The 25,818-nt window shown below is 63.9% G+C and carries 23 protein-coding genes; 4 read left to right on the forward strand and 19 right to left on the reverse strand.

Features of this window, described 5'->3' with window-relative positions:
• Positions 1 to 23 precede the first annotated feature (23 nt).
• From AC3LB0_RS04540 to AC3LB0_RS04565, 6 genes are read right to left on the reverse strand one after another with little or no spacing between them, the layout of a single operon-like run.
• Positions 24 to 728, reverse strand: a complete 705-nt coding sequence (locus AC3LB0_RS04540; protein WP_488649978.1) for a response regulator — start codon at positions 726 to 728, stop codon at positions 24 to 26.
• A 40-nt stretch (positions 729 to 768) separates the two neighbouring features.
• Complete coding sequence (gene gltX / locus AC3LB0_RS04545; protein WP_488649979.1) at positions 769 to 2,271, reverse strand: glutamate--tRNA ligase; 1,503 nt, start codon at positions 2,269 to 2,271, stop codon at positions 769 to 771.
• A complete protein-coding gene (locus tag AC3LB0_RS04550) occupies positions 2,268 to 2,993 on the reverse strand; it encodes a metal-dependent transcriptional regulator (RefSeq protein ID WP_488649980.1) in 726 nt (241 codons plus the stop codon). Before AC3LB0_RS04550 ends, gltX begins: the two co-directional genes overlap by 4 nt.
• 10 nt (positions 2,994 to 3,003) lie before the next feature.
• Entirely contained in the window at positions 3,004 to 3,705 is a 702-nt protein-coding gene (locus AC3LB0_RS04555) for a J domain-containing protein (RefSeq protein WP_488649981.1), read from the reverse strand.
• A 3-nt stretch (positions 3,706 to 3,708) separates the two neighbouring features.
• Entirely contained in the window at positions 3,709 to 4,731 is a 1,023-nt protein-coding gene (locus AC3LB0_RS04560; RefSeq protein ID WP_488649982.1) for an asparaginase, read from the reverse strand.
• Positions 4,728 to 6,065, reverse strand: coding sequence for an aminotransferase class III-fold pyridoxal phosphate-dependent enzyme (locus AC3LB0_RS04565; RefSeq protein ID WP_488649983.1), 1,338 nt, complete (start codon positions 6,063 to 6,065; stop codon positions 4,728 to 4,730). Before AC3LB0_RS04565 ends, AC3LB0_RS04560 begins: the two co-directional genes overlap by 4 nt.
• Positions 6,066 to 6,194: 129 nt before the next feature.
• On the opposite strand from AC3LB0_RS04565, the gene AC3LB0_RS04570 reads away from it, so the two are divergent.
• Complete coding sequence (locus tag AC3LB0_RS04570; protein ID WP_488649984.1) at positions 6,195 to 7,673, forward strand: CoA-acylating methylmalonate-semialdehyde dehydrogenase; 1,479 nt, start codon at positions 6,195 to 6,197, stop codon at positions 7,671 to 7,673.
• Between the two features lie 18 nt (positions 7,674 to 7,691).
• Here AC3LB0_RS04570 and mdh read toward each other — a convergent pair whose 3' ends face one another.
• The 7 genes from mdh to AC3LB0_RS04605 form a co-directional block, all read right to left on the reverse strand.
• Positions 7,692 to 8,624 (reverse strand): malate dehydrogenase, encoded by a 933-nt coding sequence (mdh, locus tag AC3LB0_RS04575; RefSeq protein ID WP_488649985.1) that lies wholly within the window; start codon positions 8,622 to 8,624, stop codon positions 7,692 to 7,694.
• A gap of 40 nt (positions 8,625 to 8,664) precedes the next feature.
• Entirely contained in the window at positions 8,665 to 9,489 is an 825-nt protein-coding gene (lgt, locus tag AC3LB0_RS04580; protein WP_488649986.1) for a prolipoprotein diacylglyceryl transferase, read from the reverse strand.
• Positions 9,490 to 10,656: a VIT1/CCC1 transporter family protein gene (locus AC3LB0_RS04585; RefSeq protein WP_488649987.1), complete on the reverse strand. Its 1,167-nt coding sequence runs from the start codon at positions 10,654 to 10,656 to the stop codon at positions 9,490 to 9,492.
• A 39-nt stretch (positions 10,657 to 10,695) separates the two neighbouring features.
• Entirely contained in the window at positions 10,696 to 11,019 is a 324-nt protein-coding gene (locus AC3LB0_RS04590) for a Rieske (2Fe-2S) protein (RefSeq protein WP_488649988.1), read from the reverse strand.
• A 9-nt stretch (positions 11,020 to 11,028) separates the two neighbouring features.
• Entirely contained in the window at positions 11,029 to 12,330 is a 1,302-nt protein-coding gene (locus tag AC3LB0_RS04595; RefSeq protein WP_488649989.1) for a SufD family Fe-S cluster assembly protein, read from the reverse strand.
• Positions 12,327 to 13,724, reverse strand: a complete 1,398-nt coding sequence (sufB, locus tag AC3LB0_RS04600) for a Fe-S cluster assembly protein SufB (protein ID WP_488650041.1) — start codon at positions 13,722 to 13,724, stop codon at positions 12,327 to 12,329. Before sufB ends, AC3LB0_RS04595 begins: the two co-directional genes overlap by 4 nt.
• 82 nt (positions 13,725 to 13,806) lie before the next feature.
• Positions 13,807 to 16,926 (reverse strand): efflux RND transporter permease subunit, encoded by a 3,120-nt coding sequence (locus AC3LB0_RS04605; protein WP_488649990.1) that lies wholly within the window; start codon positions 16,924 to 16,926, stop codon positions 13,807 to 13,809.
• 114 nt (positions 16,927 to 17,040) lie between these two features.
• Between AC3LB0_RS04605 and AC3LB0_RS04610 the strand changes: the two genes are divergently transcribed.
• Positions 17,041 to 17,475 (forward strand): OsmC family peroxiredoxin, encoded by a 435-nt coding sequence (locus AC3LB0_RS04610; protein ID WP_488649991.1) that lies wholly within the window; start codon positions 17,041 to 17,043, stop codon positions 17,473 to 17,475.
• Here AC3LB0_RS04610 and AC3LB0_RS04615 read toward each other — a convergent pair.
• The 6 genes from AC3LB0_RS04615 to AC3LB0_RS04640 form a co-directional block, all read right to left on the reverse strand.
• Positions 17,472 to 18,806 carry an aminotransferase family protein gene (locus AC3LB0_RS04615; protein ID WP_488649992.1) on the reverse strand — a complete coding sequence of 445 codons (1,335 nt, stop codon included), beginning with the start codon at positions 18,804 to 18,806 and terminating at the stop codon, positions 17,472 to 17,474. The two genes, AC3LB0_RS04610 and AC3LB0_RS04615, sit on opposite strands and share 4 nt — an antisense overlap.
• A complete protein-coding gene (locus AC3LB0_RS04620; RefSeq protein ID WP_488649993.1) occupies positions 18,803 to 19,585 on the reverse strand; it encodes a CoA-transferase subunit beta in 783 nt (260 codons plus the stop codon). Before AC3LB0_RS04620 ends, AC3LB0_RS04615 begins: the two co-directional genes overlap by 4 nt.
• Positions 19,582 to 20,490 (reverse strand): CoA transferase subunit A, encoded by a 909-nt coding sequence (locus AC3LB0_RS04625; RefSeq protein WP_488650042.1) that lies wholly within the window; start codon positions 20,488 to 20,490, stop codon positions 19,582 to 19,584. Before AC3LB0_RS04625 ends, AC3LB0_RS04620 begins: the two co-directional genes overlap by 4 nt.
• Before the next feature lie 72 nt (positions 20,491 to 20,562).
• Positions 20,563 to 21,861: an aminotransferase class III-fold pyridoxal phosphate-dependent enzyme gene (locus AC3LB0_RS04630; protein WP_488649994.1), complete on the reverse strand. Its 1,299-nt coding sequence runs from the start codon at positions 21,859 to 21,861 to the stop codon at positions 20,563 to 20,565.
• 55 nt (positions 21,862 to 21,916) lie between these two features.
• Positions 21,917 to 23,482, reverse strand: coding sequence for an aldehyde dehydrogenase family protein (locus tag AC3LB0_RS04635; protein WP_488649995.1), 1,566 nt, complete (start codon positions 23,480 to 23,482; stop codon positions 21,917 to 21,919).
• A 51-nt stretch (positions 23,483 to 23,533) separates the two neighbouring features.
• Positions 23,534 to 23,992, reverse strand: coding sequence for a Fur family transcriptional regulator (locus AC3LB0_RS04640; protein ID WP_488649996.1), 459 nt, complete (start codon positions 23,990 to 23,992; stop codon positions 23,534 to 23,536).
• 90 nt (positions 23,993 to 24,082) lie between these two features.
• Between AC3LB0_RS04640 and AC3LB0_RS04645 the strand changes: the two genes are divergently transcribed.
• Together AC3LB0_RS04645 and AC3LB0_RS04650 are read left to right on the forward strand one after the other, a co-directional pair.
• Positions 24,083 to 25,036: an energy-coupling factor ABC transporter permease gene (locus AC3LB0_RS04645; protein WP_488649997.1), complete on the forward strand. Its 954-nt coding sequence runs from the start codon at positions 24,083 to 24,085 to the stop codon at positions 25,034 to 25,036.
• Positions 25,033 to 25,818 (forward strand): energy-coupling factor transporter transmembrane component T, encoded by a 786-nt coding sequence (locus AC3LB0_RS04650; RefSeq protein WP_488649998.1) that lies wholly within the window; start codon positions 25,033 to 25,035, stop codon positions 25,816 to 25,818. Before AC3LB0_RS04645 ends, AC3LB0_RS04650 begins: the two co-directional genes overlap by 4 nt.

Here is a 25,818-nt window from a genome sequence, read left to right on the forward strand (position 1 = left end):
CTCGTTCAGGAGGGGTGTGTGGATCAGGCTGGGCGGCGGAGAACGTAGCCGATCCCGCGAACCGTCTGGAGGGCCACCGGCTCGGCTGGGATCGCCTCCATGGCCTGGCGCAGGGCGTGCATGTGCACGTCGACCGTGCGTGTTTCGCCGGCATAGTCATAGCCCCACACCTTGTCGAGGAGCTGCTCGCGGGTATACACACGACCCGGGTTCTCAATGAGGAACGCCAGCAGCTGGAAGGCCTTCGGCTTGAGGTGCACCACGGTGCCGTCTCGCAGTACCCGCTGACCCTCGAGGTCAACCTCCGCCTCGGCAATGCGGAGGCGAGAGCCCACCGCAACGGGGCTAGCCCCAGTCTCAGCGCGGCGGAGCACTGCCCGAATGCGCGCGACGAGTTCTCGGGAGGAGAAGGGCTTCGTCACATAGTCATCGGCGCCAAGGTCAAGGCCGCTGATGCGATCGCTCTCAGACGCTTTTGCCGTGACCATGATGATCGGCACGCGCGAGCTGCTGCGAATCGATCGGCAGACCTCAATGCCGCCCATTTCGGGGAGCATCAGGTCGAGCAGGATCAGGTCTGGTGGAGCGGCGCGAAAGGCGGCGAGCCCTGAAGCGCCGGTGTCGGCCTGGGTGACAACGAATCCCTCGCCCGTCAGCGCATCGGCGAGCGCCTCACGGAGGGCTCGCTCATCTTCAACCAGCAGAATCTTGATCGGTTGTTCAGCCACGGCGAAACTCTGACGGGAGGGTGTTATCGCCATGTAAACGCTAGGTGCCACTCACCAGTGCGACGGCGGCGTCGAGATGCGCCAGCACGCGGGCGCGGCCGAGGAGACGCATGCTGTCGAAGAGTGGCGGCGTTGCCGTTCGCCCTGTCACCGCGACACGGAGTGCCATGAAGAGGTCGCCCGACTTCCAGCCCGACGTCTCGGCGAGCGCCCGGAGCTGCGCCTCGAGCGGATCCTCGGCATCAAGGAGTGGCTGTTCGCCCTCGCCAACCGCCTCAGCGATCAGCGGGCGCGCCGCCGCGAGCGCCTGCAGGGTGGTGGCGGCATCCCAACGCTTCGGTACCAGCGCGGCACGATCATGCTCGAGCGCGGTGGCGAAGAGGAAGTCGGTGAGCGCGACCGCAGACGAGAGGAGCGGAATGCGATCACGGATCAACGGGATCAGCGCAACGATCTCCGCGTCGGTGGCCGCTCGCTGCAACGTGCCGTTTGCTGCAGCGCTCTCGTAGAAGGGGCGTAGTCGCACGAGCAACTCCTCGTTGCTCAGCCGTCGAATCCATTGGCCGTTGAGCCACTCCAGTCGGGTGCGGTCGAACACCGCGCCGGCCTTCTGCACATGCTCAAGGTTGAACCGCTCCTGCAGCTCGTCAATGGAGAGCACCTCATCTTCGCTCCCCGTTGACCAGCCGAGCAGTGCCAGGAAGTTGATCAGCGCCTCAACCAGGAAGCCCTCCGCTCGGTAGTCGACGAGGGCGGTCTGACTCTTGCGCTTGCTCATCTTCGTTCGGTCTGGATTCAGGATCAGCGGCAGGTGGGCAAACTTCGGTAGCGGCACGCCGAGCGCCTCAAAGAGGAGGATGTGCTTCGGCGTGTTGGAGAGGTGGTCCTCGCCGCGAATAACGTGGGTGATCCCCATGTCGGCATCGTCGACCACCACGGTGAAGTGGTAGAGCGGCGTGCCATCTGCGCGCAAGATCACCAGATCACCACCCAGTGCATCGCTGTCGATCTCCACTCGCCCGCGGACAAGATCTTCAATAACGACCACGCCCGGCTTAATACGGAAGCGCAGTGCTGCCGACTCGCCAGCTGCGATGCGGGCGGCCGAGGTCTCGGCGGGAATAGCGGCACAGCGACCGGAGTAGCGCGGCGGGAGCTTGGCGACTTCACGCGCTTTGCGCTCTGCGTCGAGATCGCCTGGGGTGCAGAAGCAGGGGTAGGTCAGCCCCTTGGCACGCAACTCATTCGCGACGGCGGTGTATCGCTCACTGCGCTCTGATTGCCGATAGGGGCCGCGGTCACCACGCTCCCCCTCTGTGACCACCCCCTCGTCGGCGGCAAGGCCGAGCCAGGCGAGACCAGCAAGGATGTCAGCCTCAAACTCCTTGGTGGAGCGGGCCGTATCGGTGTCTTCCACGCGCACGACGTAGGTGCCGCCGTGGCGACGTGCGAAGAGCAGGTTAAAGAGCGCTGTGCGTGCCGTACCAATATGGAACGGCCCTGTTGGGCTCGGCGCAATGCGAACGCGCACAACGTCACTCATGGTCGGACCGGAATCTGGTGGAAGAGGGCAGCATCAACGGCACCGCGTATGACGTGCACGAGCGCAGCGGGACGGAGGCCAAGTGAGGCTCGACCGATCGGTCCATCCAGCGTGAGTGAATCCAGCGATGCACTCCGCGAGAGGACAGTGATCTTTGCACCAGGGACGAGCCCACGTGCCTCGAGGTAGCTGAGCAGTGCGGCGTCAGTCTCGGCCGCCTCGGTAACGCGATAGATCGTGGCCGCCTCGCCCGCCTCGAGCGCTGCGAGTGGCTCCCCCTTCGGCCGCCGCGCCTCGGTTGCCCGGTCGATCGGATTCCCATGCGGACAGGTTTGCGGATGGCCAAGCATCTCCTCGAGGCGCGTCTCAAATTCGGGCGAGATCGACGAGTGCAGTCGTCGCGCCTCAACATCGGCCGCCGCCCACGGCATGCCGACGATCCCAGTTAAAAGCCACTCCAAAAGCGCGTGCCGGCGGAAGACGGCATCGGCGGCGCTCTCGCCTGAGGCGGTGAGCTTCCAAAGCCGCGCATGCCCGCTGCACGGCGCGATCAGTCGGTCATCGGCGAGTCGGCGGAACATCTCAGCGGCCGCCTGCTTGCTGACCTCGAGATCCTTCGCGACGAGTGACGGGGTGACCCCCTCGTCGTCGCTGTGGCTGCGGAAGGCGAGCAGATACTCCTGCGCCGCCGCCGTGATAGCTGCTCGACGTGTGGTTGCCATAGTTCTGATCCTACCTGCGACGCCGACTCAAGGTCACAAACGCAAGAAGTGCAAAGAGGGCCGCAGCCGCGAGCAGGCGAAGTGAGCCACTCACCAGCACCGCAATGAGAACGAGCGAGGCGGCGCCAACGGCGAGAGAGGTCGATCGAGCCACGCCACGTGTCCCTGCTCTCTGAGGTCGCGCAACAGGTTGCGCTTGCGTGCGTTCGCGCGGCGTTCGCCGAACAGGTCGTTTTCCTCGGGCTCGATACTCGGGGCCATGCTTGCGGGGGTCGGCGTACTCGCGCGGATTCACCGTCCAGTACGTACCGGAGTCGGCACCAACCCAGGCGGCCCCATCCCAGACCGGTTCCTCCTCCGTCGCTCCGTCATATGTCGTGGAGCCGGGACGTGCACTAGCGGTTGGTTGTGCACCAGACTTCGGCCGCGGCGGCTGCGCTGCACGGCGAGTCGCCGGTGCTGGACGCGCTGGTGGCTGGCCTCGACCGGGTCCAACAAGTCGACCCGCTGCAATGGCGTCAGCGAGTGCAACGTCGTACGCCTCGGTGATCCGCGCAAACTGCAAAGTCGTCGCCTCACCACCCCCAATTGCATCAGGATGCGTTGACTTTGCTAATCGGCGGAAGGAAATCTTGACGGCAAGTGCAGAAGGCCGAGCAGGGAGACCAAGTACTCGCCACGCCTCTTCTACGCGCATTTTCGCTGCTGACATGGCCTACGAAACCTTAAGCAGCGAAAGCGCTGCTGCTGGAGATACCGTGGCGAGTGCTGCGCCGCCCCGCGGATCGGCAAGGTTCACGATGCGATGCGCCTCGAGCGATGAGGCTGCGGCGACGCTGGCACCGATCGCCGCAAGTACGGCGACCGTTGCGACGCGGCCAGAGCGCGCCGCAGCATCGCCATCCTCGGTGCGCACGGCGATGCCGTAGCCCGGCAGGCCAACGAGGCAGAGCCCCTCAGCCCCTTGCTTCGCCACAACGAGACCCTCGCCGCCACGAATGAGATCGGTATCAAGAGAGCCTGCCCCAGAGATGAGGCGCGGGTTCTTGACGGCGGCGACGCGAACGCGCTCTAGAAGCGCGCGGTAGCGCTCTGGTACGAGTGGGTCGTGCGGGGTGGCCCAGCGCCGCGCCCCCTCAGCCGCCGCGCGAAGTGGAATCGCAGAGGTGGGGATAGCGCACCCATCCATCCCCCACGGAGCTGCGTGTAGGTCAACGCTCAGCAGCTCACCAACCACGGTGCGCAGCTCGCGCTGCACGGGGTGATCGAAGGCGTCGTACCCGATCGGATCAAATCCACGTGCCTTCGCCAGCAGCAAGAGTGAGAGGTGCTGCCCAGAGCACATGTGCGCGAGCAGATCACCGCTGCCACCACGCAAGCTTTGTGGTCGACCATGCACCAGGTGTGCTGGGTTCAGCCCGAAGATGTCAACCATGCGCTGCGCCACCGCCGTGTGCTCGTCCGCGCCCGCATGGCTCGCCGAGGCGAGTGCGATCATCTCGTCGTCGAGCGTGAGGCCGGCCTCGTCTGCTGCGGCGAGCACCGCCACTGCGGTGAAGGGTTTCACCGCGCTCCGCAATGAGATCAATCGATCTGGCTCACCGACGCTTGCGGCGAGGCGGCCGCCATCGGCCAGCACCGCCACGTCACCGCGATGTGCCACCTCGGTGATCTGGCCACGCTGCACCACCGTAATCACCGGTGGTGGCACTCCCTCGCCGACGCGAGCGTCGCTCATGCCAGCCCGAGGGCCTTGTCAACCTCTGTCAGGCCGCGGTCGATCACATCAAACGCAAAGTTGAGCTCTTCGTTCGTGATGATGAGCGGTGGATTCGTGAAGAATCCATTCCATCGCACGATCGTATAGAGACCGTTCTTCCGAAAGAATGCTCCGAGCGCCAACATTTCTGGTGCGCTCGTATTGAACGCCGCGATCGGCTCTTGCGTCTTCGGATCGCGCACAAGCTCGATGATCCCGAAGAGGCCAATATTGCGAATCGGCCCAACGCAGGGGTGCTTCGCCTTCAGCCGCTCGTGATGCGCGCGGAGCGTCTTCCCCATCGTTGCGGCGCGGGTGATCAGGTCGTCCTCCTCGTAGACCTCGATGGTGGCGAGGGCGGTCGCGCAGGCGAGCGGATGGCTGTTGTAGGTCAACCCACCACCGAACACCTTCTCGGCGAAGTGATCGGCGATCGGTCGTCGCATGCCAAGTGCACCGAGTGCCACATAGGCGCTGGTCAAACCCTTCGCCATGGTGATCATGTCGGGCACGACGCCTGAGTGGTCAATGGCGAACCACTTCCCTGTTCGGCCGAATCCGGCCATCACCTCGTCGGCAATCAGCAGAATGCCGTGGCGGTCGCAGATGTCACGCAGGCCCTGCATATAGCCATCGGGCGGAATGAGGATGCCGTTGGTGCCCACAACCGGCTCGACAATAATCGCGGCGACGGTCTGTGGACCTTCGAAGCGAATGATCTTCTCGGTCTCCGCAAGTACATCAGCAGCGGGGCGTGGCTCTGCAGCGCCGAATTCGTGGAAGTCTGGGATGCGGAAGATGCCAGGCATGCCGGGCTCCGCGAACCAGCGACGCGGGTCTCCCGTTGCGCTGAGCGCTCCAGAGGTTCCGCCGTGATACGAGCGATAGCGTGCGGCGATCTTGTGCCGACCTGTGTAGAGGCGCGCGATGCGGAAGGCGTTCTCGACCGCTTCGGCGCCGCCGTTGGTGAAGAAGAAGGCGTCGATATCGCCAGGGCAGATCTCGGCGAGCTTCGCGCCGAGTCGGGCGCGTGGCTCCGTTGCCATAAATGGGTTCGCGTAGGCCAGGGTGGCCGCCTGATCTGTGATGGCCTTCAGCACACGCTCATCGCCGTGGCCGATGTTGGTGCACATCAACTGGCTGTTGAAGTCGAGGAACTTCTCCTCTTCGGGGGTCCAAAACCAGGAGCCCTTCGCGCGGGCAATTGGAATAGGGTTCGCTGCAGCCTGCGCAGACCATTCGGTCATGGTGTGACGCTTCGAGAGAGCCACCATCTCTGGCCCACTCATTGGGGTTCTCTTGGCTGCGCTCATGGTCCCTCCCGCCGGTTAGGCGCAGGCGCGCCCTCTTACCCCTCAGGATACCCCCCTTCTGGTGGTGCGTGGCGCGAGACAATCACACCGTGGGCTGCGCTCGGGGCGCAGATCGGCGAGAATCTCGCCATGGGAACAACTATTGAAAGCTTGGCCGCACAGAGCGCCCCGGCCACCCTAAAGAACTTCATCAACGGGCACTGGGTCGCCTCCTCTTCGAGCGAGCGGCTGGTGGTGCCAAACCCGGCAACCGAGGCCCCCCTCGCCTACGTGCCCCTCTCCAATGCCGCCGACGTGCAGGCTGCCGTGGACGCGGCCCGAGCCGCCGCCTTCGAGTGGGGGGAGATGCCGCCACCAGAGCGCGCCGGTTACCTCTTCAAGCTGCGCGAGGCGATGCTCGACAACCGCGAGGCGCTCGCCAAGCTCGTCACCACCGAGAACGGGAAGGTGCTGAGCGATGCCACCGGCGAGGTGCGCCGCGGCATTGAGGTCGTTGACTTTGCCTGTGGCGCCCCAACGCTCCTGATGGGCCAGAACCTCGACCAGGTCTCGCGCGGCATCGACTCCGAGATGGTGCGCTTCCCCGTCGGTGTCGTCGCGGGCATCACGCCGTTCAACTTCCCATTCATGGTTCCCATGTGGATGCTGCCACTCGCGATCGCCTGCGGTAACTCCTTCATCTTGAAGCCGTCCGAGCGCACCCCAATCTCGGCGCAGCGCATCATTGAGATCTGCGAAGAGGCCGGCATTCCGGCGGGCGTTGTCGGCTTGGTGCATGGCGCCGTTGAGACGGTCACCAGCCTGATCACGAGCCCAGGTGTTGATGCGATCAGCTTCGTCGGCTCAGAGCGCGTGGCGCGCATTGTCTACGAGACGGCGGCTAAGAGTGGCAAGCGCGTGCAGGCGCTCGGTGGCGCAAAGAATCACATCATCGCCATGCCCGACGCCGTGCTTGACCAGAGCGTGCCGAACATCGCGGAGTCTGCCTTCGGCAATGCGGGGCAGCGCTGCCTTGCAGGCTCCGTGCTCACCCTTGTTGGTGAGGCGCGCGAACGTATGCTGCCGCGACTCCTTGAGCACGCCGACACGCTCAAGATGGGATTCGGCCTTGATGCTGGCATCTCGCTCGGTCCCGTGATTCGCGGCGAGGCGCGCGAGCGCATTCACCGACTGGTCGACGAAGGGGTCGCCGCTGGCGCCAAGATGCTGCGTGACGGACGCGGCACCGGCCCTGCAAAGGGCTACTTCGTTGGCCCAACGCTGCTTGAGATCACACCAACGTCGCCGCTCGCACGCGAGGAGCTCTTCGGGCCGGTCCTCTCCGTGCTCTACGCCAAGGACCTTGATGAGGCACTCCGCCTGATGGCCGAGACGAACGAGTACGGCAATGCCGCGAGCATCTACACCGCCTCCGGCTCTGCGGCGCGCGAGTTCAAGCGCAAGGCAACCTCGGGGATGCTCGGCGTAAATGTGGGTGTTGCCGCCCCAATGGCCTTCTTCCCGTTCAGCGGTCGACGCAAGAGCTTCTTCGGCGACCTGCACGCGACCGGTCGCGATGGGGTGGAGTTCTACACTACGAAGAAGGTCATCACCGCTCGCTGGTTCTAAACGAGAGCGCCGCTGGCGCTAGAGCAGATCGACGAGCTCTTTCACCGCATCTGCAGAGCGCTGGAAGGCGGCCGACTCATCAACCGTGAGCGTGATCTCAATGATCTTCTCGATGCCGTTCCCGCCAATCACGACAGGGACCCCTACGTAGAGTCCGTTCACGCCGTATTCGCCCTCCAGGAGCGCGGCACACGGAATCAACCGACGGCGGTCAAGCAGGATGCTCTCCACCACTTCAAAGGTCGCGGCGGCTGGCGCGTAGTAGGCCGAGCCGGTCTTCAGTAGCTCAACGATCTCCGCGCCACCGCTGCGAGTGCGCTTGACGATCGCCTCGATGCGATCTGCAGCGAGGAACTCTGGCAGCGGAATGCCGCCAATCGATGAGTAGCGCGGCAGTGGCACCATCGTGTCGCCGTGGCCGCCAAGCACGAACGCCCGCACATCCTCAACGCTCACACCAGCCTCAGCGGCAATGAATGTGCGATAGCGAGCGGAGTCGAGGGTACCGGCCATGCCGATCACTCGATGCTTCGGGAAGCCCGAGGCCTTCAGCGCTACGTGACACATCGCATCGAGCGGATTGGTGACGACAACCAAGATGGCGTCGGGGGAACGCTTGGTAGATTCGGTCACAACGCTGCGAACAATGCCAGCGTTGGTGTTCAGCAGATCGTCGCGGCTCATCCCCGGCTTGCGGGCAATGCCGCTGGTGACCACGATCACATCGGAGTTCGCCGTGTCGTCGTAGTTATTGGTGCCGATGATGTGGGCGTCGTGACCCACGATCGGAGCCGCCTCGGCAAGGTCGAGCCCCTTCCCCTGTGGGAGCCCCTCAACGATGTCAATCAGGACGACATCGGCGAGCCCGGATTCAGCGATGCGCTGTGCAGTTGTGGCGCCAACGTTCCCTGCGCCAATAACGGTGACCTTGCGACGCTGAATCTTGGCCATGAGCCCTCCTCCCTCGGCGGTGTCGCCGAGCACGCTGATCCTACCGCTGGCGCCGCTTCTTGGCGGGGGCGGCAGTTCGCAGGCGCACGATCGCGACGGCCAGGGTGGCCAGTAAGACCGCCCCCATCACGAAGTAGGCGGTTGCAATGCCGCCCACCCGCCAATTCTCGAGTCGAAGGCCCTCGAGGGCGAGGCGGGTCACGCTGTACCAGGCGACGGCGCCGAGGCCGACCATGCCGGGAAGCAGATGCCCCTTGAGCCGCTGCCCGAGCGCGGGGAGGATCAGTGCGCCCGCCAGACCCGATAGCGACTCGTAAAGGAAGAGCGGATGGAACGTAGCTGCGTCGCCGATGGTTGCGCACGAGACGCTGATCGCACGATGGACGCAGTCAATCGCGAGCCCCCAGGGAAGATCGGTCGGTGTGCCGTAGAGCTCCTGGTTGAACCAGTTTCCCCAGCGCGCAATCGCCTGCATCACCAGGATCGCCGGACCAGCAACGTCGACCCAGCCCCACGGCTCTTGGCGCCAGCGGCGCAAGATCACAACGAGGGCGATGGCTCCCGTGATGAGTCCACCTGGTGCCCCAAGCCCCTCATACGGCGGGATGATCGCGGCAATGGGATTTGCCGCATAGAGGCGGTCCCACGCATCGATCACGTGATAGAGGCGGCCTCCAGCAAGTGCCGCAATGGAGATGATGATCAGCCCGTCAAGGATGAGCTTCTCGTTCAACGAGCGACGACGCGCCTCGCGCACCATGAAGAGATAAGCCACCAGCAGGCCTACGGCGTACAGCACGCCGTACCAGCGAATGGCGAGTGGTCCGAGCGCGATGAGTACCGGATCAGGCGGCAGCGGGAACATTTAGATGTTGACCCCGATGAGCGATCCAACGGCGTAGGTGATGGCTGCCGCTGCGGCGCCGATGGCGAGCTGGCGTAGCCCTGTATAGATTGCAGACTTTCCAGTCAACAGGCTCACCGCGGCGCCAACACCGAAGAGCGCGGCCGCCGTCAAGGCGATGCTGATCAAGAGTGCGGTGGAGCCGTCCAGTAGGATGAACGGCAAGAGCGGCACAAATGCACCGATCGCAAAGGCGATAAACGACCCGATGGATGCACCCCAAGGTGATCCAAGCTGCTCTGGGTCCAGGCCGAGCTCTTCGCGAACGAGCGTCTCAAGTGCAATCTTCGGATCGGCCATCAGGCGCTTGGCGATTGACTTTGCCTCCTCATCGGGGAAGCCGCGCGCCTGATAGATCGCTACGATCTCGGCCTCCTCCTCTTCAGGCATCGCCTCGAGCTCTGCGCGCTCCAGTTCGATCTGGCGCTCAAGGAGCTCGGTCTGACTGCGCATCGATACGTACTCGCCCGCGCCCATGCTGAACGCACCGGCAAGGAGGCCGGCGACACCGGCAAGCACCACGAAGTCACCCTGGCCACTGGCTGTGGTTGCTCCGGCGATGCCCATCACCAAGGCGGCATTAGAGACAAGCCCGTCGGAGACGCCGAAGATGGTCGCTCGCAGCGTGCCGCTGTTGCCGGCGCGGTGCCACGGCTCCCGCGCCTTCGTCTCAGCGAGCCCAGCGCGATATGCACCCTCGCTCTTGCCAGCATCGAGTTCGCGCCAGATGTCGGCGTGCTTCGCCTCATCGGCGGCAATATCGGTGACCTCTGCAACGTCGCTGTGGGCGCCGTAGATCTCCTCTTCGTACCCTTCGAGTGCCTTGACCATGTCACTCACGGCACGTGTGCCGAAGAGTCGAGCGAGGAGCGTGATCTGGCGCACGCGCCAACTTGGGCGCTTGCTGGCAGGCACCTGCTCGCCGAGGCTGAGGAGCTTCGCCTCCCAGATGGCGGCGTGGCGGCGCTCACTTGTGGCGATGCGCTCAAAGGCGCTGCGCCGCGCAGGATCCTTCTCGATCTTGGCGAGGGCGTCGTACAAGAAGATTGCGTCGCACTCTAAGGCGAGGCCAGCGATGCTTGCGGCGCGATCCTTGATCTCTTGCATTGGGGCTCCCCTCTTGCGCATTTGGTGCGCGTCGCCCTCATCGTAGCGCGCTGCGCAGGGCTAGGTCTGAAGCACCACCCACCCCTGATCGTCGACGCTCACCACATGAACCCCGAGCGGAATCTCGGCCGGTGGATCGAGCGGCTCCCCGCTCTCGAGGTCAAATCGCGAGAGGTGCAGGGGGCAGGTCACCGTGGGCCGGTCAACGGTGGCTGGCGAGAGAAAGCCGCGATCCAGCTCGCAATACTCGTGGGTGCAAACGCCGTCGACCGCTAGCAGCTTGCCGCCACGATTCACCACCAGGATGGCCGCGCCGCCTGGCCACGCAAGGCGCATCGTGCCGTCAGGAAGTTCTACGGCGGGGAAGAGGCGCTCTGCTGGCATCTGCGCCGTTTAAGAGGCGAGCGCCGCAGGCTGCTTCGCCAGCGCGGCATCAAGCTTCGCTGCAAGCACCTCTCGCAGGCGCTCAGCGTCGGCATCGAGCGGGAGTGCAGCAACGACGGGCTCGAGGAATCCCATCACGATGGTGCGGCGCGCTTCGGCATCGGTCAGCCCGCGCGAGCGGAGGTAGAAGATCTGGGCGGGATCGATTGGCCCAACGGAGCTCCCGTGCGCCGCGCGCTCGCAGTCAGGCTGGTCAATCCAGAGTGATGGGATCGCCACGCTGCGCGCCGTCTTCGAGAGGAGCATGCCGAACTCACCGAGATACGAGTTGGTGCCACGTCCACTGCGCGGAATCGTCGTGACCCCCTTGATGTAGCCGCGCGCGTTCCCGGCAAACACACCCTTCGCCAACAGGTCGCCGACCGTCTTCTGGCCGGAGTGCAGGCTGTAGGTGGTGAGGTCGTGAATCTGATCGCCGGCGCCGAAGACCACCTCAACCTGGCGAACACCAGATCCATCGCCCGAAAGGAGGTGATCGATGCGCCCGCGCACCAGGCGTGCGCCGACCTGTGCAACGGTGAGCTGTAGCTGCGCCTTCTCGCCAAAGGTGTGGCGACGAACCGTCACATAGGCACGGTCTTCAGGGAGGTCTTGAATGGATGAGAGCGCCAACGATGCGCGGGCGCCGAGCGTGATCTCACTACTGATCGCCAAGAGTGAGGTGGCGACGCCGGGCACGGCGGCGCTGCCGCTGATCTCTTCGACGATCGAGGCCTGTGCGCCATCGCCAAGCTGCACGGCGATGCGGGCAAGAAGTGAGGAGCCAGACTCTGGGGCGACGACGCGAATCACGATCGGTGCGCTCAGGCGACCGGCGTTGAGCGTGATCGAGACGCCGGTGTTCCAGAGTGCGGCGACGAGCGCGGCGGTGCGGTCCTCGCTGGCGCCACCCATCGGTGTGGATGGACTGAGCGGCGTGGCGCTCAAGCCCGCGGCGATGGCCTCCGCACCAAGGTAGGCGCCGACACCTGCGCTCGAAATCTCAATCAGTGCAGCGGCGCCCTCTGGCAGCGCAGTGCCGGGTAGGGAACGAATCTCTTGTGGGAGCGGGGCGGGCGCGGCGCGCTCTACCTCTGCCGCTCGCATGTCGACGTATCCGGTGAAGAGCAGGTTCGACTCCGTTGGCAGGGCGTGAAACGCGGCGAGTGCCGCCGTGCGCTCAGCTAAGCCAGCGCCCCCTGGACTGAGCGTGGTGATCATGTCGGTTGTCGCCCACTCGAGGGGGAGATCAGCTAGAGCGCGACGGGTCACCCGAGGGCCCCCTCCATCTCGAGTCGAATCAGGCGATTGAACTCAAGGGCGTACTCCATCGGCAACTCCTTGGTGAAGACCTCAAGGAAGCCCTGCACGATCAAATTCGTTGCCTCGTTCTCCGTCATCCCACGGCTCATCAGATAGAAGATCTGATCATCGGAGACGCGCCCGACAGTCGCCTCGTGGCTCATCGAAGTGTCGTCCTCTTGAATATCGATGTACGGATATGTTTCGGAGCGGCTCCCCTCATCGAGGATCAGTGCATCGCAGCGCACGCTGGTGGTGACACCGGTTGCGCCAGGCGCCACGCGGACCGTGCCGCGGTACGTTGCCACGCCGCCGTCCTTGCAGACCGACTTGCCAACAATTCGACTCGTGGTGTTGGCCGCGAGGTGTATTGCCTTCGCGCCGGTGTCTTGACGCTGACCCTTTGAGGCGACAGCGACAGAGACGATTTCGGCGTGCGCCTTCTCGCCAAGCAGGTAGATGCCTGGGTACTTCATGGTGAGCTGTGCGCCCGTGTTGGCGTCAATCCACTCAACGGTGGCACCAGCGTGCGCGTGCGCCCGCTTCGTCACCAGGTTGTAGACATCGTTTGACCAGTTCTGAATCGTGGTGTAGCGAACCTTGGCACCCGGAAGTGCGATCACCTCAACGACGGCAACGTGCAGTGAGTCGGTTGCCCAGTTTGGCGCGGTGCAGCCCTCGATGTAGTGCAGGCTTGCACCCTCATCAACAACGATCAGGGTGCGCTCGAACTGTCCGGTGTTCTGTCCATTGATGCGGAAGTAGGCCTGCAGCGGAAGCGGCACTTCGACACCCTTCGGCACATAGACGAACGAGCCGCCCGACCAGACGGCCGAGTTGAGGGCGGCGAATTTGTTGTCTTCAGCTGGGATCACGGTGCCGAAGTACTTCTTGAAGATCTCTGGGTACTCCTTCATCCCCTGATCGGTACCCATGAAGACGACGCCGAGCTTCTGCAGGTCTTCGCGTACGGAGTGGTAGACGACTTCGGAGTCGTACTGCGCGCCAACGCCCGAAAGGAACTTGCGCTCCGCCTCAGGGATGCCGAGTCGCTCGAAGGTCTTCTTGATCTGGTCGGGGACGTCGTCCCACGACTTCTCTTCTCGCTCAGATGGCTTGCGGTAGTAGACGATCTTCGAGAAGTCGAGCTTCGTGAGGTCGCCGCCCCACATCGGCATCGCACGGGCCTCAAAGTGCTTGTAGGCGCGGAGGCGATACTCCAGCATCCAGGCTGGCTCATCCTTCGTCTCGGAGATCTCCCGAACCGTGGCCTCGGTCAGGCCGGCCTTCGTCTCGCGCAGGTAGGTGATGTCATCGTGGAAGGCGTACTGCTCTCGTTCGTCGCGAACCGTCTCCTTGGCGATCGTCATGGAGCCTCCTCTTCCCTGCTGGACTCTGTGGGGTAATCCCGACTGATTCTATCAGGATTGGCTTCGGGACCCCTATTTAGGCGGCCTTCGCCCGCTTGCCGCGTGAGAGGCTCTCCTTGAGCCCGTCGATAAGGCTGTACACCACTGGCACCACGAGCAGGGTGAGGAGCGTCGATGAGAGGAGTCCGCCAATCACCACCGTGCCGAGCTCGGCGGCGATGATCGAGCCCTCGCTCGGCCCTGCTGCGAGCGGCAGGAGCGCCAAGATCGTGGCGACCGCCGTCATCAAGATCGGGCGAACGCGTGTTGCGCCGGCGCGCAGAAGGGCATCCTTCGTTGGGACCCCCTCGTGGCGTAGCTGCTCAACGCGGTCGAGCAGCACGATGGCATTCGTTACCACGATACCGATGAGCATCAAGAAGCCGATGAGTGCCGAGATGCCAATCGGGCGATTGGTGATCAGCAGTGCCGGGAAGGCACCGATCACGGCGAGTGGCAGGCTGAACATGATCACGAGCGGATCAACAAGCGAGTTGAAGACCAACACCATGGTCAGGTAGACGAGCAGGATTGCGACGGCCATGGCGGTGAAGAGGCCACTGAACGACTCGTTCTGCTGCTCCGTCACGCCGGCAAGGCGCACGTCGACCTTGCTCAGCTTCCCTGCGTCCTGCAGTTCGGTAACCGCTGTCTTCACGGCGGTGTTCACGGCGCCGGTGTCGGCGACCGCGATCTCGCCGCTCACGTTTGCGGCGAGCGCCTGGTCGATGCGCGTAATGCTTGATGGAACGGATAGCTCTTCAATCGTTGCGATGCTGCTGAGCGGCACCTTATTGGCGCCGCCAACCAGGTACGCACCGAGCTGGGCAATGTCACTGATGGAGCTGCTGTCAATCTTCATGGATAGGTTCACCTTGGAGCCGTCAATCGTGATCTGTCCGAGCTGCGAACCGACCAGGAGATTGCGCACCTCGCCAGCGACCTGCGCCGCTGAGAGGCCGGCCATCGCGGCCGCTGATGGGTTGACGGTGATCTCAATCTGGCGGCCAGCCTTTACGAGATCGCTCTTGACGTTTGCGAGGTCGCCGTTCGAGGCCAGCGTTGCAACGAGGAGGTCCGATGCGGCCTCTACGTCAGCGGCGCGTTCACCAGTAACAATGACCGAGATGGCGTTGGAGCCGGCTGCAAAGCCAATCTCCTCAATCGTCACGGTCCATCCCTGGGTGCCCACCTCTGCGAGCGATTCTGCCAGGCGCGTCTTCGCTTTGGCAAGGTCTGTATCAGCACTAAGAACGACGGTCATTCGGGCGGCATTTGGCGCTCGGCCGGTTGTCGCGGCGACGAGCGTTTGCGTGCCTGTTGAATCCGCGCTCGGAATCGAGGTCGTTACCAACTCAACCGTTTGGTCCTTGGCGAGGATCTCGTAAGCAGCGCGGCTACGCGTGAGGACGCGCTCTGTGGAGGTGCCGAGTGGCGGATTCACCGTCACGGTGAGCACCTTCTCGCTTCCGCTGTTCAAGAACTGGGTTGGAATGGAGCCTGCGAGCGAGGTTGCCCCAAGGAAGAGGCTGAACGCGATGAGCAGCGTGACGAGCTTCGTCGCGCGACGACGCAGCGCAAGTCCGAGCACTGGGAGATAGAGGCGTCCCCAGATGGAGATCTCTTCGTGGTCGGTATCAACCGCGTACGGAATGGTTGCCTTAGCGCCCTTCACCTTCACCAGGAAGTAGGCGAGCACTGGGATCACTGTGAGCGCAACGATCAGCGATGCGAGCAGGGCATAGGTAACGGTGAGTGCGAAGGGGAGGAAGAACTGGCTGATCAGGCCGCCCACGACGCCGAGCGGCAAGAAGACCGCAATCGTCGTGATGGTCGAACTGGTGATCGCCGAGGCAACCTCGCGCGTGCCGTTGAGCACCGCTTCGCCGATGGGCTCCCCTTGGCTGCGGTGCCGATAGATGTTCTCGAGGACCACGATGGAGTCGTCGACGACTCGACCGACCGCAACGGCGAGTCCGCCGAGAGTCATGATGTTGATGGTGATGCCGGTCGTTGACATCAGGATAATTGCCGACAAGACGCTCAGCGGAATGCTCACCGCAGCAACGATGGTTGAGCGGAGGTTCAGCAGGAAGACGAAGATGACGACGACGGCGAAGGCGGCACCGAGGCCACCCTCCTGCAAGAGCGAGTCGATTGATTCCAGGATGAAGATCGACGCGTCGGTAACGACCGACTCCTTCACCTGGGCCGAGTGTGCCTCGGCAAACTTCTCAATGGCGGCAATCGATTCCTGGGCGGTGGTGACCGTATTGGCATCAGCCGACTTGCTCACGCTGATGGTTAGACCAGGGGTGCCGTTCGTCTCAGACCAGCCGGTGGTGCGCACTTCGGCGAGCGATACGGTCGCAACATTTTTCAGAAAAACGGGGTACGGCTGACCCGCTGGCGTCACTCCGCCACCAACGATGAGGTTCTCAAGGTCGGCAACTGAGGTGAAGCGGCCAGTGGCCGACACGGGCACGAGGGTGCTGCCCATTGGGAGCTGGCCACCCGGATAGGTCAGGTTGTTCGCCTGAATCACGCCCTGAACCTGCGACATGCTGACGCCCGTGGCGGCGAGCTTTGCTGCGTCAAGTTGAATGTAGGCCTGGGTCTCACTGCCACCCGAGAGATCGGCGGCCGAGATGCCGCTGATGCCGCGGAGGCTCGGCATCAGCTCGCCCTGCGCAAGCGTTGCCAGCTCCGTCAACGTCGTGTCGCCCTTTGGGGTCAGTGTGGCGATGACAACGGCAGCAGAGTTGATGTTGAAGTTGCGAACCACTGGCGTAACGCCAGCGGGGAGGCGCGAACCGTCGATCGCGGCCTCAATCTGGCGCAGGATCTCCTTGACGTCACTCCCGTAGGCAAATTGGGCGGAGACGAAGCCCAGTCCGGTCGTTGAGACTGAGCGGAGCGACTCGACGCCTGCAACTGAGGCCACAGCGGCCTCAATCGGCGCGGCCACCTGCTCGGCAACGTCGGCGGTGCCTGCGCCCGGGTATGGCGCGATCACGGTGATGATTGGGAAGTCGATGTTTGGAAGCAACTCCTGCTTCAGGCTCCCCCAGCTCGCCACGCCCCCGCCGAAGACTGCGAGTGCGATCAAAATGGTCACGCTGCGTCGAGCGACCGCGAGCCTGGTCAGGAAAAACATGGAGCCTCCCTCTATTTCACCGATTGGAGTGGGCAACAATGCCCAACAGGCGTAGTATCGCGGAATCCCGCCGATGATGCTGCGGGGCTAAAAACGTATTAAGGGGGGTTAATCATGACCACGCGAACGGCTACCGCCACATGGAACGGCACACTTCTCGAGGGCTCTGGGGCCATCACCTCGTTTGAGAGCGGTGCGATCGGCACACTGCCAGTGAGTTGGCCGCGACGATCAGAGGCGCACGATGGATCAACCTCTCCAGAAGAGTTGCTCGCTGCAGCACACGCATCCTGCTTCGCAATGGCGCTCTCGGGCGGCCTGGCGCGCAACGAAACTCCGGCCAAGCAGCTCGACGTTTCGGCGACCGTGACCTTTGAAAAGGTCGAGGCGGGTTGGCGCGTAACGAAGTCGGCGCTCACCCTCAAGGGCGATGTTCCGGGTCTTGATGCTGCGAAGTTTGCGGAGCTTGCCGAAGGGGCGAAGGGCGGCTGCCCAATATCAGCAGCGCTCGCAGGGAACGTCGAGATCACCCTCTCGATTAACGCCTAAGCCTCGTCGCGTACCGCGCGGATCGCTGCGGCGGTCCCGCGCGCGATGCGCGCAATCTCCTCGTCGCCAATGACGAACGGTGGACCGATCACAATTTGGTCGCCGTCTACGCCGTTGGCCTGGCCCGTGGCGCTATAGAGCAGCAGGCCAACATCGGCCGCGTTCTTGGCGTGCGCCAACACGCGCTCGGTGACGCGCTTGGCACGCGCATGCGGAGCCTTGTTCCCGCGGTCGGCAACAAGTTCGATGCCGAGCAGAAGTCCACGCCCGCGAATCTCGCCGACCCACGCATCATGAGCGAGTTCTTCGCTGAGCGCCGAGCGGAGCTGATCACCCTTTGCGGCGGCGGCCTCAATAAGGTTCTCGTCGCGCAGAATCTTCAGCACAGAGCGCGCGACGGCGGCTCCAGGAATCGAGTGGCTATAGGTGAAGCCGTGAACGAAGCCGCTCGCCAAGATCGGCTCAGCTACGTGGCCGGCTGCTGCAACAAAGCCAAACGGCCAATAGCCACTCGTGACTCCCTTTGCGGCGAGCAGCAGGTCCGGCTGCAGGTCCCAGTGATTCACGCCGAACCAGGTTCCAGTTCTGCCGAATCCAGTCATCACCTCATCGGCAATGAGCAGCACCTTGTTGCGCGCGCACCAGGCGCTGACCGCTGGCCAGTAATCGTCGGGTGGGACGGCGGCGGCGAGCGTTGCGCCAACGATCGGCTCGGCAACGAAGGCGGCGATGCGTCCTGGGCCAACGCGGCTTAGCAGCGCGTCAAGTTCGGCGACCGCCTCGGCGCCGCTGGCAATCGCGTTGGCGCCGTCGAGACCAGCACGATACGAATACGGGGCCGAGACATGCTCAAAGCGCCCGAGCCAAGGCTCATACGGTCGGCGCAAACCAGTGCGGCCGGAGAGGTCGAGGGCACCAAGGGTGTTGCCGTGATAACTCCCCCAGCGGCTCACCACCACGGTGCGATTGGGTTCACCCTGCGCCAGCCAGTAGGCGCGCACCATTTTGAGCGCCGTCTCCGCAGCCTCCGAACCGCCAGAGACCGGGTAGAGCGACGGGTCTTTCATTGGTAGAAGTGGACCAATCTCACTCGCCCAGGCGTCGAGCGCCTCGGCGGTGAAGGCGCTCCCGTGGGCGTAGGCGATCTTTGCCATCTCTGCCGCTGCGGCGTCGGCAACGGCGCGTCGGCCGTGGCCGATCCCCACAACAATGGCGCCGCCTGCGGCATCGAGGTAGCGACGCCCCGACGTGTCGGAAATGTAGGCACCATCACCAGAGGCGGCGATGGGGAGCGCGGGACCGCCGCGGCTGAAGATCTTGCCGCTACTCACGAGACGTATGCCCCGGTCGAATCGAGCTCTTCGCGGATCAGGCGCAGCTCCTCGTCGGTCGGCGTCGGCGTGGCGGGGAAGCTCTGCGGGATGCGGATCTCCCAACCGATCGATGCACGCACCTCATCAAGGGTTGCGCCCGGATGCAGGCTGCGCAGCGCCATCTCACCGTCGTCGTCGAATCCATAAACGCCGAGATCGGTGATAACGCCCGATGGTCCACTGCCGCCCCAGCCCTGCGCCGCGCGCGTCTTTGCCGCCGCGACGGCGCCGCCAAGATTGCCAGGCGAGGTGCGGAAGTCGAGCTCCTTCACAAAGCTGCGCGTGCTCTGGCGCATGATCACCAGAATCTCTTTGGCGTTGATCGCGATCTCGCATGCGCCACCCGACCCAGGGAGGCGCGTCTTCGGTGCCGCGTAGTCGCCGATCACCGTCGTGTTCAAGTTGCCGAATCGATCGATCTGCGCGCCGCCGAGGAAGCCCACATCGATGCGACCCCCCTGCAGGTAGAGGCCGAAGAGGTCGTGCATGGAGACGGTGGCGGTGGAGCCGGTCACGATCGTTGGGTCACCAATCGAGAGTGGAAGTCGTGCGGGATTTGCGCCGAAGACGCCCGCCTCGTAGACCAGCTCCATCTCTGGTGCGACGGTGCGCTTGGCGAGGTTCACGGCGATGTTCGGGAGGCCCACCCCCACGAAGCAGACGCGCTTTCCGGTCAGGGCGTGCGCAGAGGCGACGACCATCAACTCGCTCTTGCTCGCCGGACGCTGCGCGCTCATCGGTAGTCTCCGTAGTCAACCGAACCAGATGGGGCACTCGTTGGGGTGAGCCCCTTGAAGTAGTCGCCACCGAACTTCGCCACGTAGGCGGCGCGATCCTTTACGCCGTAGACCCACTCCTGCAGCCACGCCTCGGTGGCGGCGGCATCGCGGCTGATGGTGTCCCATTCGCGATAGAAGGCATTGTCGCGATCGTACGAACCTTGCACGTACGACGGGTGCGCACCGAACGGTTCGCACACTACGGCGCTCACGATCAGCCCAGGAGCAATGGTGCGATTCGGATCGGCGCGGATCACACTGGTTGGCACGATCTCTTCAACAACGGCGATCACGCGCTTCGCAGCGAATGCCGCCTCCTTCTGGCAGCCGAGTAGGCCCCACATCTGTACGTTCCCTTCAGCGTCGGCGCGCTGGGCATGGATGATCGTCACGTCGGGGTTGAGCGGCGGCACGGCGTAGACCCCTTCACCACCAAACGGGCTCTGTACGGTGCGAATCAGCGGATTCACCTTCGGCAGGTCGCTCTCGGAGTAGCTGCGCAGCGGGTAGAACGGGAGGCGGTGCGCGCCCGCCACATAGCGACCGACCATGCCGTGATGGCTGTACTCCTCGATCTCAAGGAGTCTCTCGCCGGGGGCGAGCGCGGCTGGCTCCGTGCGTCGACGAATCGCATGCAGCGAACCGACGCCAGGATTGCCGAGCCAGCTAAAGATCAACTTCTTGGCGCAGCCTGCAGCAACCATCTGGTCGTACACGAGATCGGGTGTCATTCGCGCCAGCGTCAGATTGCGTCGCCTCTGTCGAATGATCTCGTGCCCGGCCGCAAACGAGATGCAGTGGGTGAACCCTTCAATTGCCACCGTGTCGCCGTCGTGCACGTGCGCGGCGATCGCCGTGCGCATATCGACGAGTTTCGAGGTGCTCACCTGCTCACCCCTGCGCACGCTGATAGAGGCCCGCGCATGGGCGCTCGCTCAGTGCCGTGCGGCGACTGCCGCTGCGGCCTCAGAGAAGATGCGGACGGCCGTATTTATTTCGGCTTCGTTCACGACGAGTGGTGGGCTCATGCGGACGCCGCGGTCGCCACATGTCAGCACAAGGAGGCCGCGCTCAAACGCCTCAACTTCAACCTCGCCGGCGATGTCGGCATCGGTGAAGTCGACGCCGATCATCAGGCCGATGCCACGGATGTCGGTGACATGCTTATTTCCCGCAAGGCCAGCGCGCAGCCCCTTGAGCGCTTGTGCACCGCGGTCGATCGCGTTCTGCATCAGGTTCTCATCGCGAATCACCTCCAAGGTGGCGATAGCCGCAGCTGCAGCGACTGGGTTGCCACCGAACGTAGAGCCGTGTGAGCCAGGCTTCCAGCGCATCCAATGCTCTTTGGCAATCACTGCGCCAATCGGCATTCCTGAACCGAGACCCTTCGCCGCAGCGATGATGTCGGGCTCGATGCCGAAGTTTTCGATCGCCCACATCTTGCCAGTGCGACCAATGCCTGATTGCACCTCGTCGACAACGATGGCGATGCAGTACTTGTCGGCGATCTCCTTCAGTCGCGGGAAGAAGTCCTTGTCGGGAACGATGTAGCCACCCTCACCCTGCACCGGCTCAACAACGAACGCGGCAATCTCGTCGCCAGGGATGGTGCGCGCAATGATGCGCTCTTCAAGTTCGTCGAGGCCCTCGCTGCCGAATGGCACGTGCAAGAAGCCTGGCGCCAGTGGGCCAAAGTGCGCGTGGTACTTCGCCTTGGAATTTGTCAGCGTCAGTGCGCCGAGGGTTCGTCCGTGGAAGCCGCCGACGAAACCGACGATCCACTGGCGACCGCTCATGTAGCGCGCCAACTTGATGGAGGCCTCAACCGCTTCGGTTCCTGAGTTCTGTAAGAGGACCTTTGATGGCCCCTTCCAAGGTGCCGATGCGGCGAGTGCCGATGCGAGCTCCTGGTAGCGCTGCTCGTAGAAGTCGGATGCGCTGTAGTGCAAGAGGCGCTGCGCCTGCTGCACGATCGCGTCGACCACACGCGGGTGGCAGTGACCCGTGGAGTTCACGGCGATGCCGGCGCAGAAGTCGAGGAAGACGTTCCCGTCCTGATCCTCTACGCCCATCCCAAAGCCGCGTACGGGGGCAAACGGATAGGCGCGGGGCAGGCTTCCGGAGACGACGGCCTGGTCGGCAGCAACCTGGGCGAGGGCCCTTGGGCCGGGCACCTTGGTGACGAGGTGCGGCAGCGTGGCTGGCCAGGTTGCAGGCTTCTCGGCGATCGTCATGGTGCCCCTCCTATGGATGCTTTCTATGCGGAGTGTATACGAGGAGAACCCCCGTTCAGCGGACGATTGTCTGGCTCTGCTCACGCAGGTACTGCGGCACGTAGTAGAGGCCACCGCCCGACTTCCCCGTCGTGCCCGACTTCTTCCAGCCGCCAAACGGCTGGACCATCGGCCATGCGCCGGTCGTGGAGCCCACCCGGCGGTTTACGTAGATGACCCCGCCATCAATGGTGTCGAGGAAGGTCTTGATCTCGGCCTCATCCTCGGTATAGCAACCGGCGGTGAGGGCGTACTCGCTCTCGTTGGCGAGGGCGATCCCCTCTTCGAACGAGGCGATCTTCGCCACCGCAACGAACGGCGTGAAGAGCTCGTCCGTAAAGAGGCGATGCGTTGCGGGGAGGCCCGTCACCACGGTCGGTGTGACGTAGAAGCCCTTGGCGAGATCGCCATCGGTCAGGCGACCGCCGCCGATCTCGATCGTTCCATCACGCTTCGCCTCGTCGCAAGCCTGCATAAAGGTATCGACGGAGCGCTGGTTGATGATTGGCCCAAGGAAGACGCCGCGCACCGTTGGGTCGCCGACCGTCAGCGCCTTTGTCTTCTCTACGAGGTGCTTCACGAATTCGTCATGAACCGACGCTTCGATATAGACGCGGCTATTCGCCGAGCACTTCTGCCCACCGAGACCGAACGCAGAGCGAAGGACCCCTTCGGCCGCCTTCTCGAGATCTGCGTGCTTCGAGATGATCGTTGGATTCTTCCCGCCCATCTCAACAATGACGGGCTTCGGATAGTTCTTGGCGAACGATCGGTAGACCTGCATGCCCACCTCGGCTGAGCCGGTGAAGGTGATGCCGGAGACATCGTGGTTCTCCTGCAGCTCCGCGCCGACGCTTTCGCCTGGTCCCATCACCATGTTGAAGACACCGGCAGGAATTCCTGCATCGCTAATCGCTTGCGCGAGCAGCACCGCCGAGAGCGGCGCCTCTGACGAAGGCTTCAGCACCACCGAGTTGCCGGCAACGAGTGCGGCACCAACTGGACCGCCCATCAGGGCGAAGGGGAAGTTGAATGGGCTGATGACCGCCCAGACGCCGTACGGCTTCAGAACGGTGGTCGTCTCAACCTTTGCGTCACCAAGATTCCCCATGGTGTGGATGTAGCCCTTGTTGCGCTCAACTTCGCCCGCATAGATGCGGAAGAAGTCGGCGGTCTCTTCGACGTCGCCGAGTGCCTCGAGGCGGTTCTTGCCAACCTCAATAGAGAGGAGTGCGGAGTAGAGGAACTGTCGCTCGCTGATCAGCTCGGCCGCCGCGCGAATCAGCGCGACGCGCTCCTGCCATGGTCGCTTCGACCAGGCTGGGTACGCCGCCTTCGCCGCGGCGATCGCCGCCTTTGCGGTGCTGCGGTCGCCCTTACTAAAGGTGCCGACGACACTGCCGTCGATTGGGGACTTCTTAACAAAGGTGTCACCCGCGGTAGACCAGCTGCCGTTGATGAAGTTGCCGTGTGTGCCGCCCATCATGGCGCGAGCCTGCGCGAGGCCGGCCTCGTACCCAATATGGATCTCCTCATTGGAGTCGTTCAGTGTGGCGTACGTGATCTTCAACTTCTCAGCCATGGGTCCATCCTTACTTGTGCGGCGCACATGTGGCGCGCCATCGGGCTGAGTCTACCGCGCGGCGACGGCTCGGCAGGAGGGGCAGCGCCCCTGGAGCGAGAGGTGGTCGAGGTCGGCGGCGTAGCCGGTGACCCGCACGATAGCCGCAAGGATCGGCTTCGCCGCCGCGGCATCAAGCTCCACCTCGGCGCCGCACCCCTGGCAGTGCAGGTGCCCGTGCGCGAGAACCTCCTCTAAGTGGTAAGTCTCTCGCCCATCGACCCCATGATGGTGGCTGGCGAACCCCAGCTCTTCGAGGAGACCGAGCGTGCGGTAGACCGTGGAGGGGGTTGCCGACGGATCTGCGGCTCGCACACGCTCCACTAGCTCGGCCCCAGTCGCATGGCCGTCCGAGGCGGCGAGCACGTCGGCGATCAGCTGCCGCTGTTCGGTCCAACGCTGGCCGCGCCCCTGCACCGCCGCCTGCAGGCGGGTGGCGAGGCTGCCTTGCGGATCGGGCGTGGGCTTCATCCCAGGGAGGATACGGGAATCCTTATTGCAATGCATTGCGATAGACTAGGTGGGTCGCCCAGCGGTCGATGCTGGAGCTGAGGAGGTTTGATGTACCCACAGTTGCATATCCCCGACGGGTTCCTGTCGCCGCAGCTCTCCCTCCTGCTCTGGGTCGCGACTGCAGTGCTCGTGGGGATCGCCGTGCGGAAATCCGGGCGCGCTGATGTGAGGCTGCTCGCATCGCAGCCGATCCTGATGGGGGTGCTCGGTGCATTCATCTTCGCGGCGCAGATGTTCAACTTCCCGGTCGCCACGGGCACCAGTGGCCATCTGCTCGGTGGGGTACTCGCCGGCTATCTGCTCGGCCCGTGGGCGGGCACGATCGTGATGGCAACGGTGATTGGAATCCAGGCACTCCTCTTTCAGGATGGTGGTCTGTTGGCGCTCGGCGCCAACATTTTCAACATGGGGATCATCGGAACGCTTGGCGGTTCGTTTGTCGCTCGAGGTGTCGGCACGGCGCTCGGCGGCAGCCGCAGCGCATCCATCCTCGGCGCAGGAGCCGCCGCCTGGCTTGCAGTCGTTGCAGCATCAGGATTCACTACGTTGCAACTCGGCCTCTCCGGCACGACCAATGTTGCTATTGGGCTTCCCGCCATGCTCGGCGTGCATGCCCTCATCGGCATTGGCGAAGCACTAATCACCGTTGCCGCGCTCACCTTCATCGCACAAACGGCCCCAGACATTTTGGCGGGAGTGAGCGCACCATCAAAGGCATCGCCAGTACGTCGCCTGGTGACCGGAGTAGCGATTGCAGGTGGGGTGGCCACACTCGCGAGCCTCTTCGCATCGACTGATCCAGATGGCCTCGAGGCCGTTGCAGTGCAGCTTGGATTTTTGAACGCTGGAGAGGTGTCACCATTCGAACTCTTCCCCGGCTACACCATTCCCGGACTTGATGGCGGCGCATCGACCGCTGTCGCCGGCGTACTTGGGATCATCGTGGTGATTGGCGTGCTGTTTGCACTGGGGCGCCTCGCGCGAAGTCGAGCACAATCGTGATCGCCGAACCGCGTGGCGTTGGCCGTGACACACGTGCTGCCGTCATTGCAACGCTCGCCTTTGTCACCGCGGTCGCACTTCTGCCCCCTGGCTCGTATCTGGCACTGCTGCTCTCGTGGATCCTGCTCGCGTTTGCCGGTGCACTGCTCGGCATAGGCCCAACGCGCCTTGCCCGACGAGGACTGGTTGCGTTGCCGTTTGTGGTCGCAGCGGTGCCGATTGTGTTCCTGCGGAGCGACGAGCTGCTCTGGGCTGGCTCAGTCGGCCCCCTTACCCTGCAGGTCTCTGGGGCGGGGCTGCGCATTGCGCTCACCGCACTCATCAAGGCATGGATCAGCGTGCAGGCGTCCATGCTGCTCTTGGCGTTTGCTAGTGCCCCCTCCATCGTCACCGCCCTCCGCCGCATGAAGCTCCCCGAAGTGATCGCCACGAGTGCTGGGCTGACCATTCGGTATCTCGAGCTCCTCCGCGATGAGGCGCGACGCATGCTCCGCGCCCGCACCGCACGCTCCGCGAGCCCTGAGGGCTCTGGCCGAGAGCGAATCGGCGGCAGCATCTCGTGGCGTGCGCGAACAACAGGGAACCTGGTCGGCTCGCTCTTCTTGCGCGCCTACTCCCGAGCGCAGCGCATTGAGGAGGCCGCCGCCTCGCGCGGGGCGACTGGCTCACTCTCTGTCGGGACCATGCCGACGGCCGACCCGCGCCTCACGATCAAGGTGATCGGCGTTCTCGCTCTGGTGCTCGCCCTGACGCTCTTTGGCGCGCTGCTGCCGCGACTGTAG

Origin of the sequence: Candidatus Limnocylindrus sp., from assembly GCF_040397235.1 — a bacterium.
Lineage (GTDB): Bacteria > Chloroflexota > Limnocylindria > Limnocylindrales > Limnocylindraceae > Limnocylindrus.

What these genes read in the sequence shown, in the direction of transcription:
- AC3LB0_RS04585 (WP_488649987.1), bottom strand. Translation starts at nt 10,656, where the DNA reads ATGCGCAAGAGGGGAGCCCCAATGCAAGAGATCAAGGATCGCGCCGCA.
- AC3LB0_RS04645 (WP_488649997.1), top strand. Translation starts at nt 24,083, where the DNA reads ATGTACCCACAGTTGCATATCCCCGACGGGTTCCTGTCGCCGCAGCTC.
- AC3LB0_RS04570 (WP_488649984.1), top strand. Translation starts at nt 6,195, where the DNA reads ATGGGAACAACTATTGAAAGCTTGGCCGCACAGAGCGCCCCGGCCACC.
- AC3LB0_RS04605 (WP_488649990.1), bottom strand. Translation starts at nt 16,926, where the DNA reads ATGTTTTTCCTGACCAGGCTCGCGGTCGCTCGACGCAGCGTGACCATT.
- AC3LB0_RS04550 (WP_488649980.1), bottom strand. Translation starts at nt 2,993, where the DNA reads ATGGCAACCACACGTCGAGCAGCTATCACGGCGGCGGCGCAGGAGTAT.
- AC3LB0_RS04555 (WP_488649981.1), bottom strand. Translation starts at nt 3,705, where the DNA reads ATGTCAGCAGCGAAAATGCGCGTAGAAGAGGCGTGGCGAGTACTTGGT.
- AC3LB0_RS04565 (WP_488649983.1), bottom strand. Translation starts at nt 6,065, where the DNA reads ATGAGCGCAGCCAAGAGAACCCCAATGAGTGGGCCAGAGATGGTGGCT.
- lgt (WP_488649986.1), bottom strand. Translation starts at nt 9,489, where the DNA reads ATGTTCCCGCTGCCGCCTGATCCGGTACTCATCGCGCTCGGACCACTC.
- mdh (WP_488649985.1), bottom strand. Translation starts at nt 8,624, where the DNA reads ATGGCCAAGATTCAGCGTCGCAAGGTCACCGTTATTGGCGCAGGGAAC.
- AC3LB0_RS04620 (WP_488649993.1), bottom strand. Translation starts at nt 19,585, where the DNA reads ATGAGCGCGCAGCGTCCGGCGAGCAAGAGCGAGTTGATGGTCGTCGCC.
- AC3LB0_RS04625 (WP_488650042.1), bottom strand. Translation starts at nt 20,490, where the DNA reads ATGCGCACGGCGATCGCCGCGCACGTGCACGACGGCGACACGGTGGCA.
- AC3LB0_RS04610 (WP_488649991.1), top strand. Translation starts at nt 17,041, where the DNA reads ATGACCACGCGAACGGCTACCGCCACATGGAACGGCACACTTCTCGAG.
- AC3LB0_RS04630 (WP_488649994.1), bottom strand. Translation starts at nt 21,861, where the DNA reads ATGACGATCGCCGAGAAGCCTGCAACCTGGCCAGCCACGCTGCCGCAC.
- AC3LB0_RS04560 (WP_488649982.1), bottom strand. Translation starts at nt 4,731, where the DNA reads ATGAGCGACGCTCGCGTCGGCGAGGGAGTGCCACCACCGGTGATTACG.
- AC3LB0_RS04590 (WP_488649988.1), bottom strand. Translation starts at nt 11,019, where the DNA reads ATGCCAGCAGAGCGCCTCTTCCCCGCCGTAGAACTTCCTGACGGCACG.
- gltX (WP_488649979.1), bottom strand. Translation starts at nt 2,271, where the DNA reads ATGAGTGACGTTGTGCGCGTTCGCATTGCGCCGAGCCCAACAGGGCCG.
- AC3LB0_RS04635 (WP_488649995.1), bottom strand. Translation starts at nt 23,482, where the DNA reads ATGGCTGAGAAGTTGAAGATCACGTACGCCACACTGAACGACTCCAAT.
- AC3LB0_RS04640 (WP_488649996.1), bottom strand. Translation starts at nt 23,992, where the DNA reads ATGAAGCCCACGCCCGATCCGCAAGGCAGCCTCGCCACCCGCCTGCAG.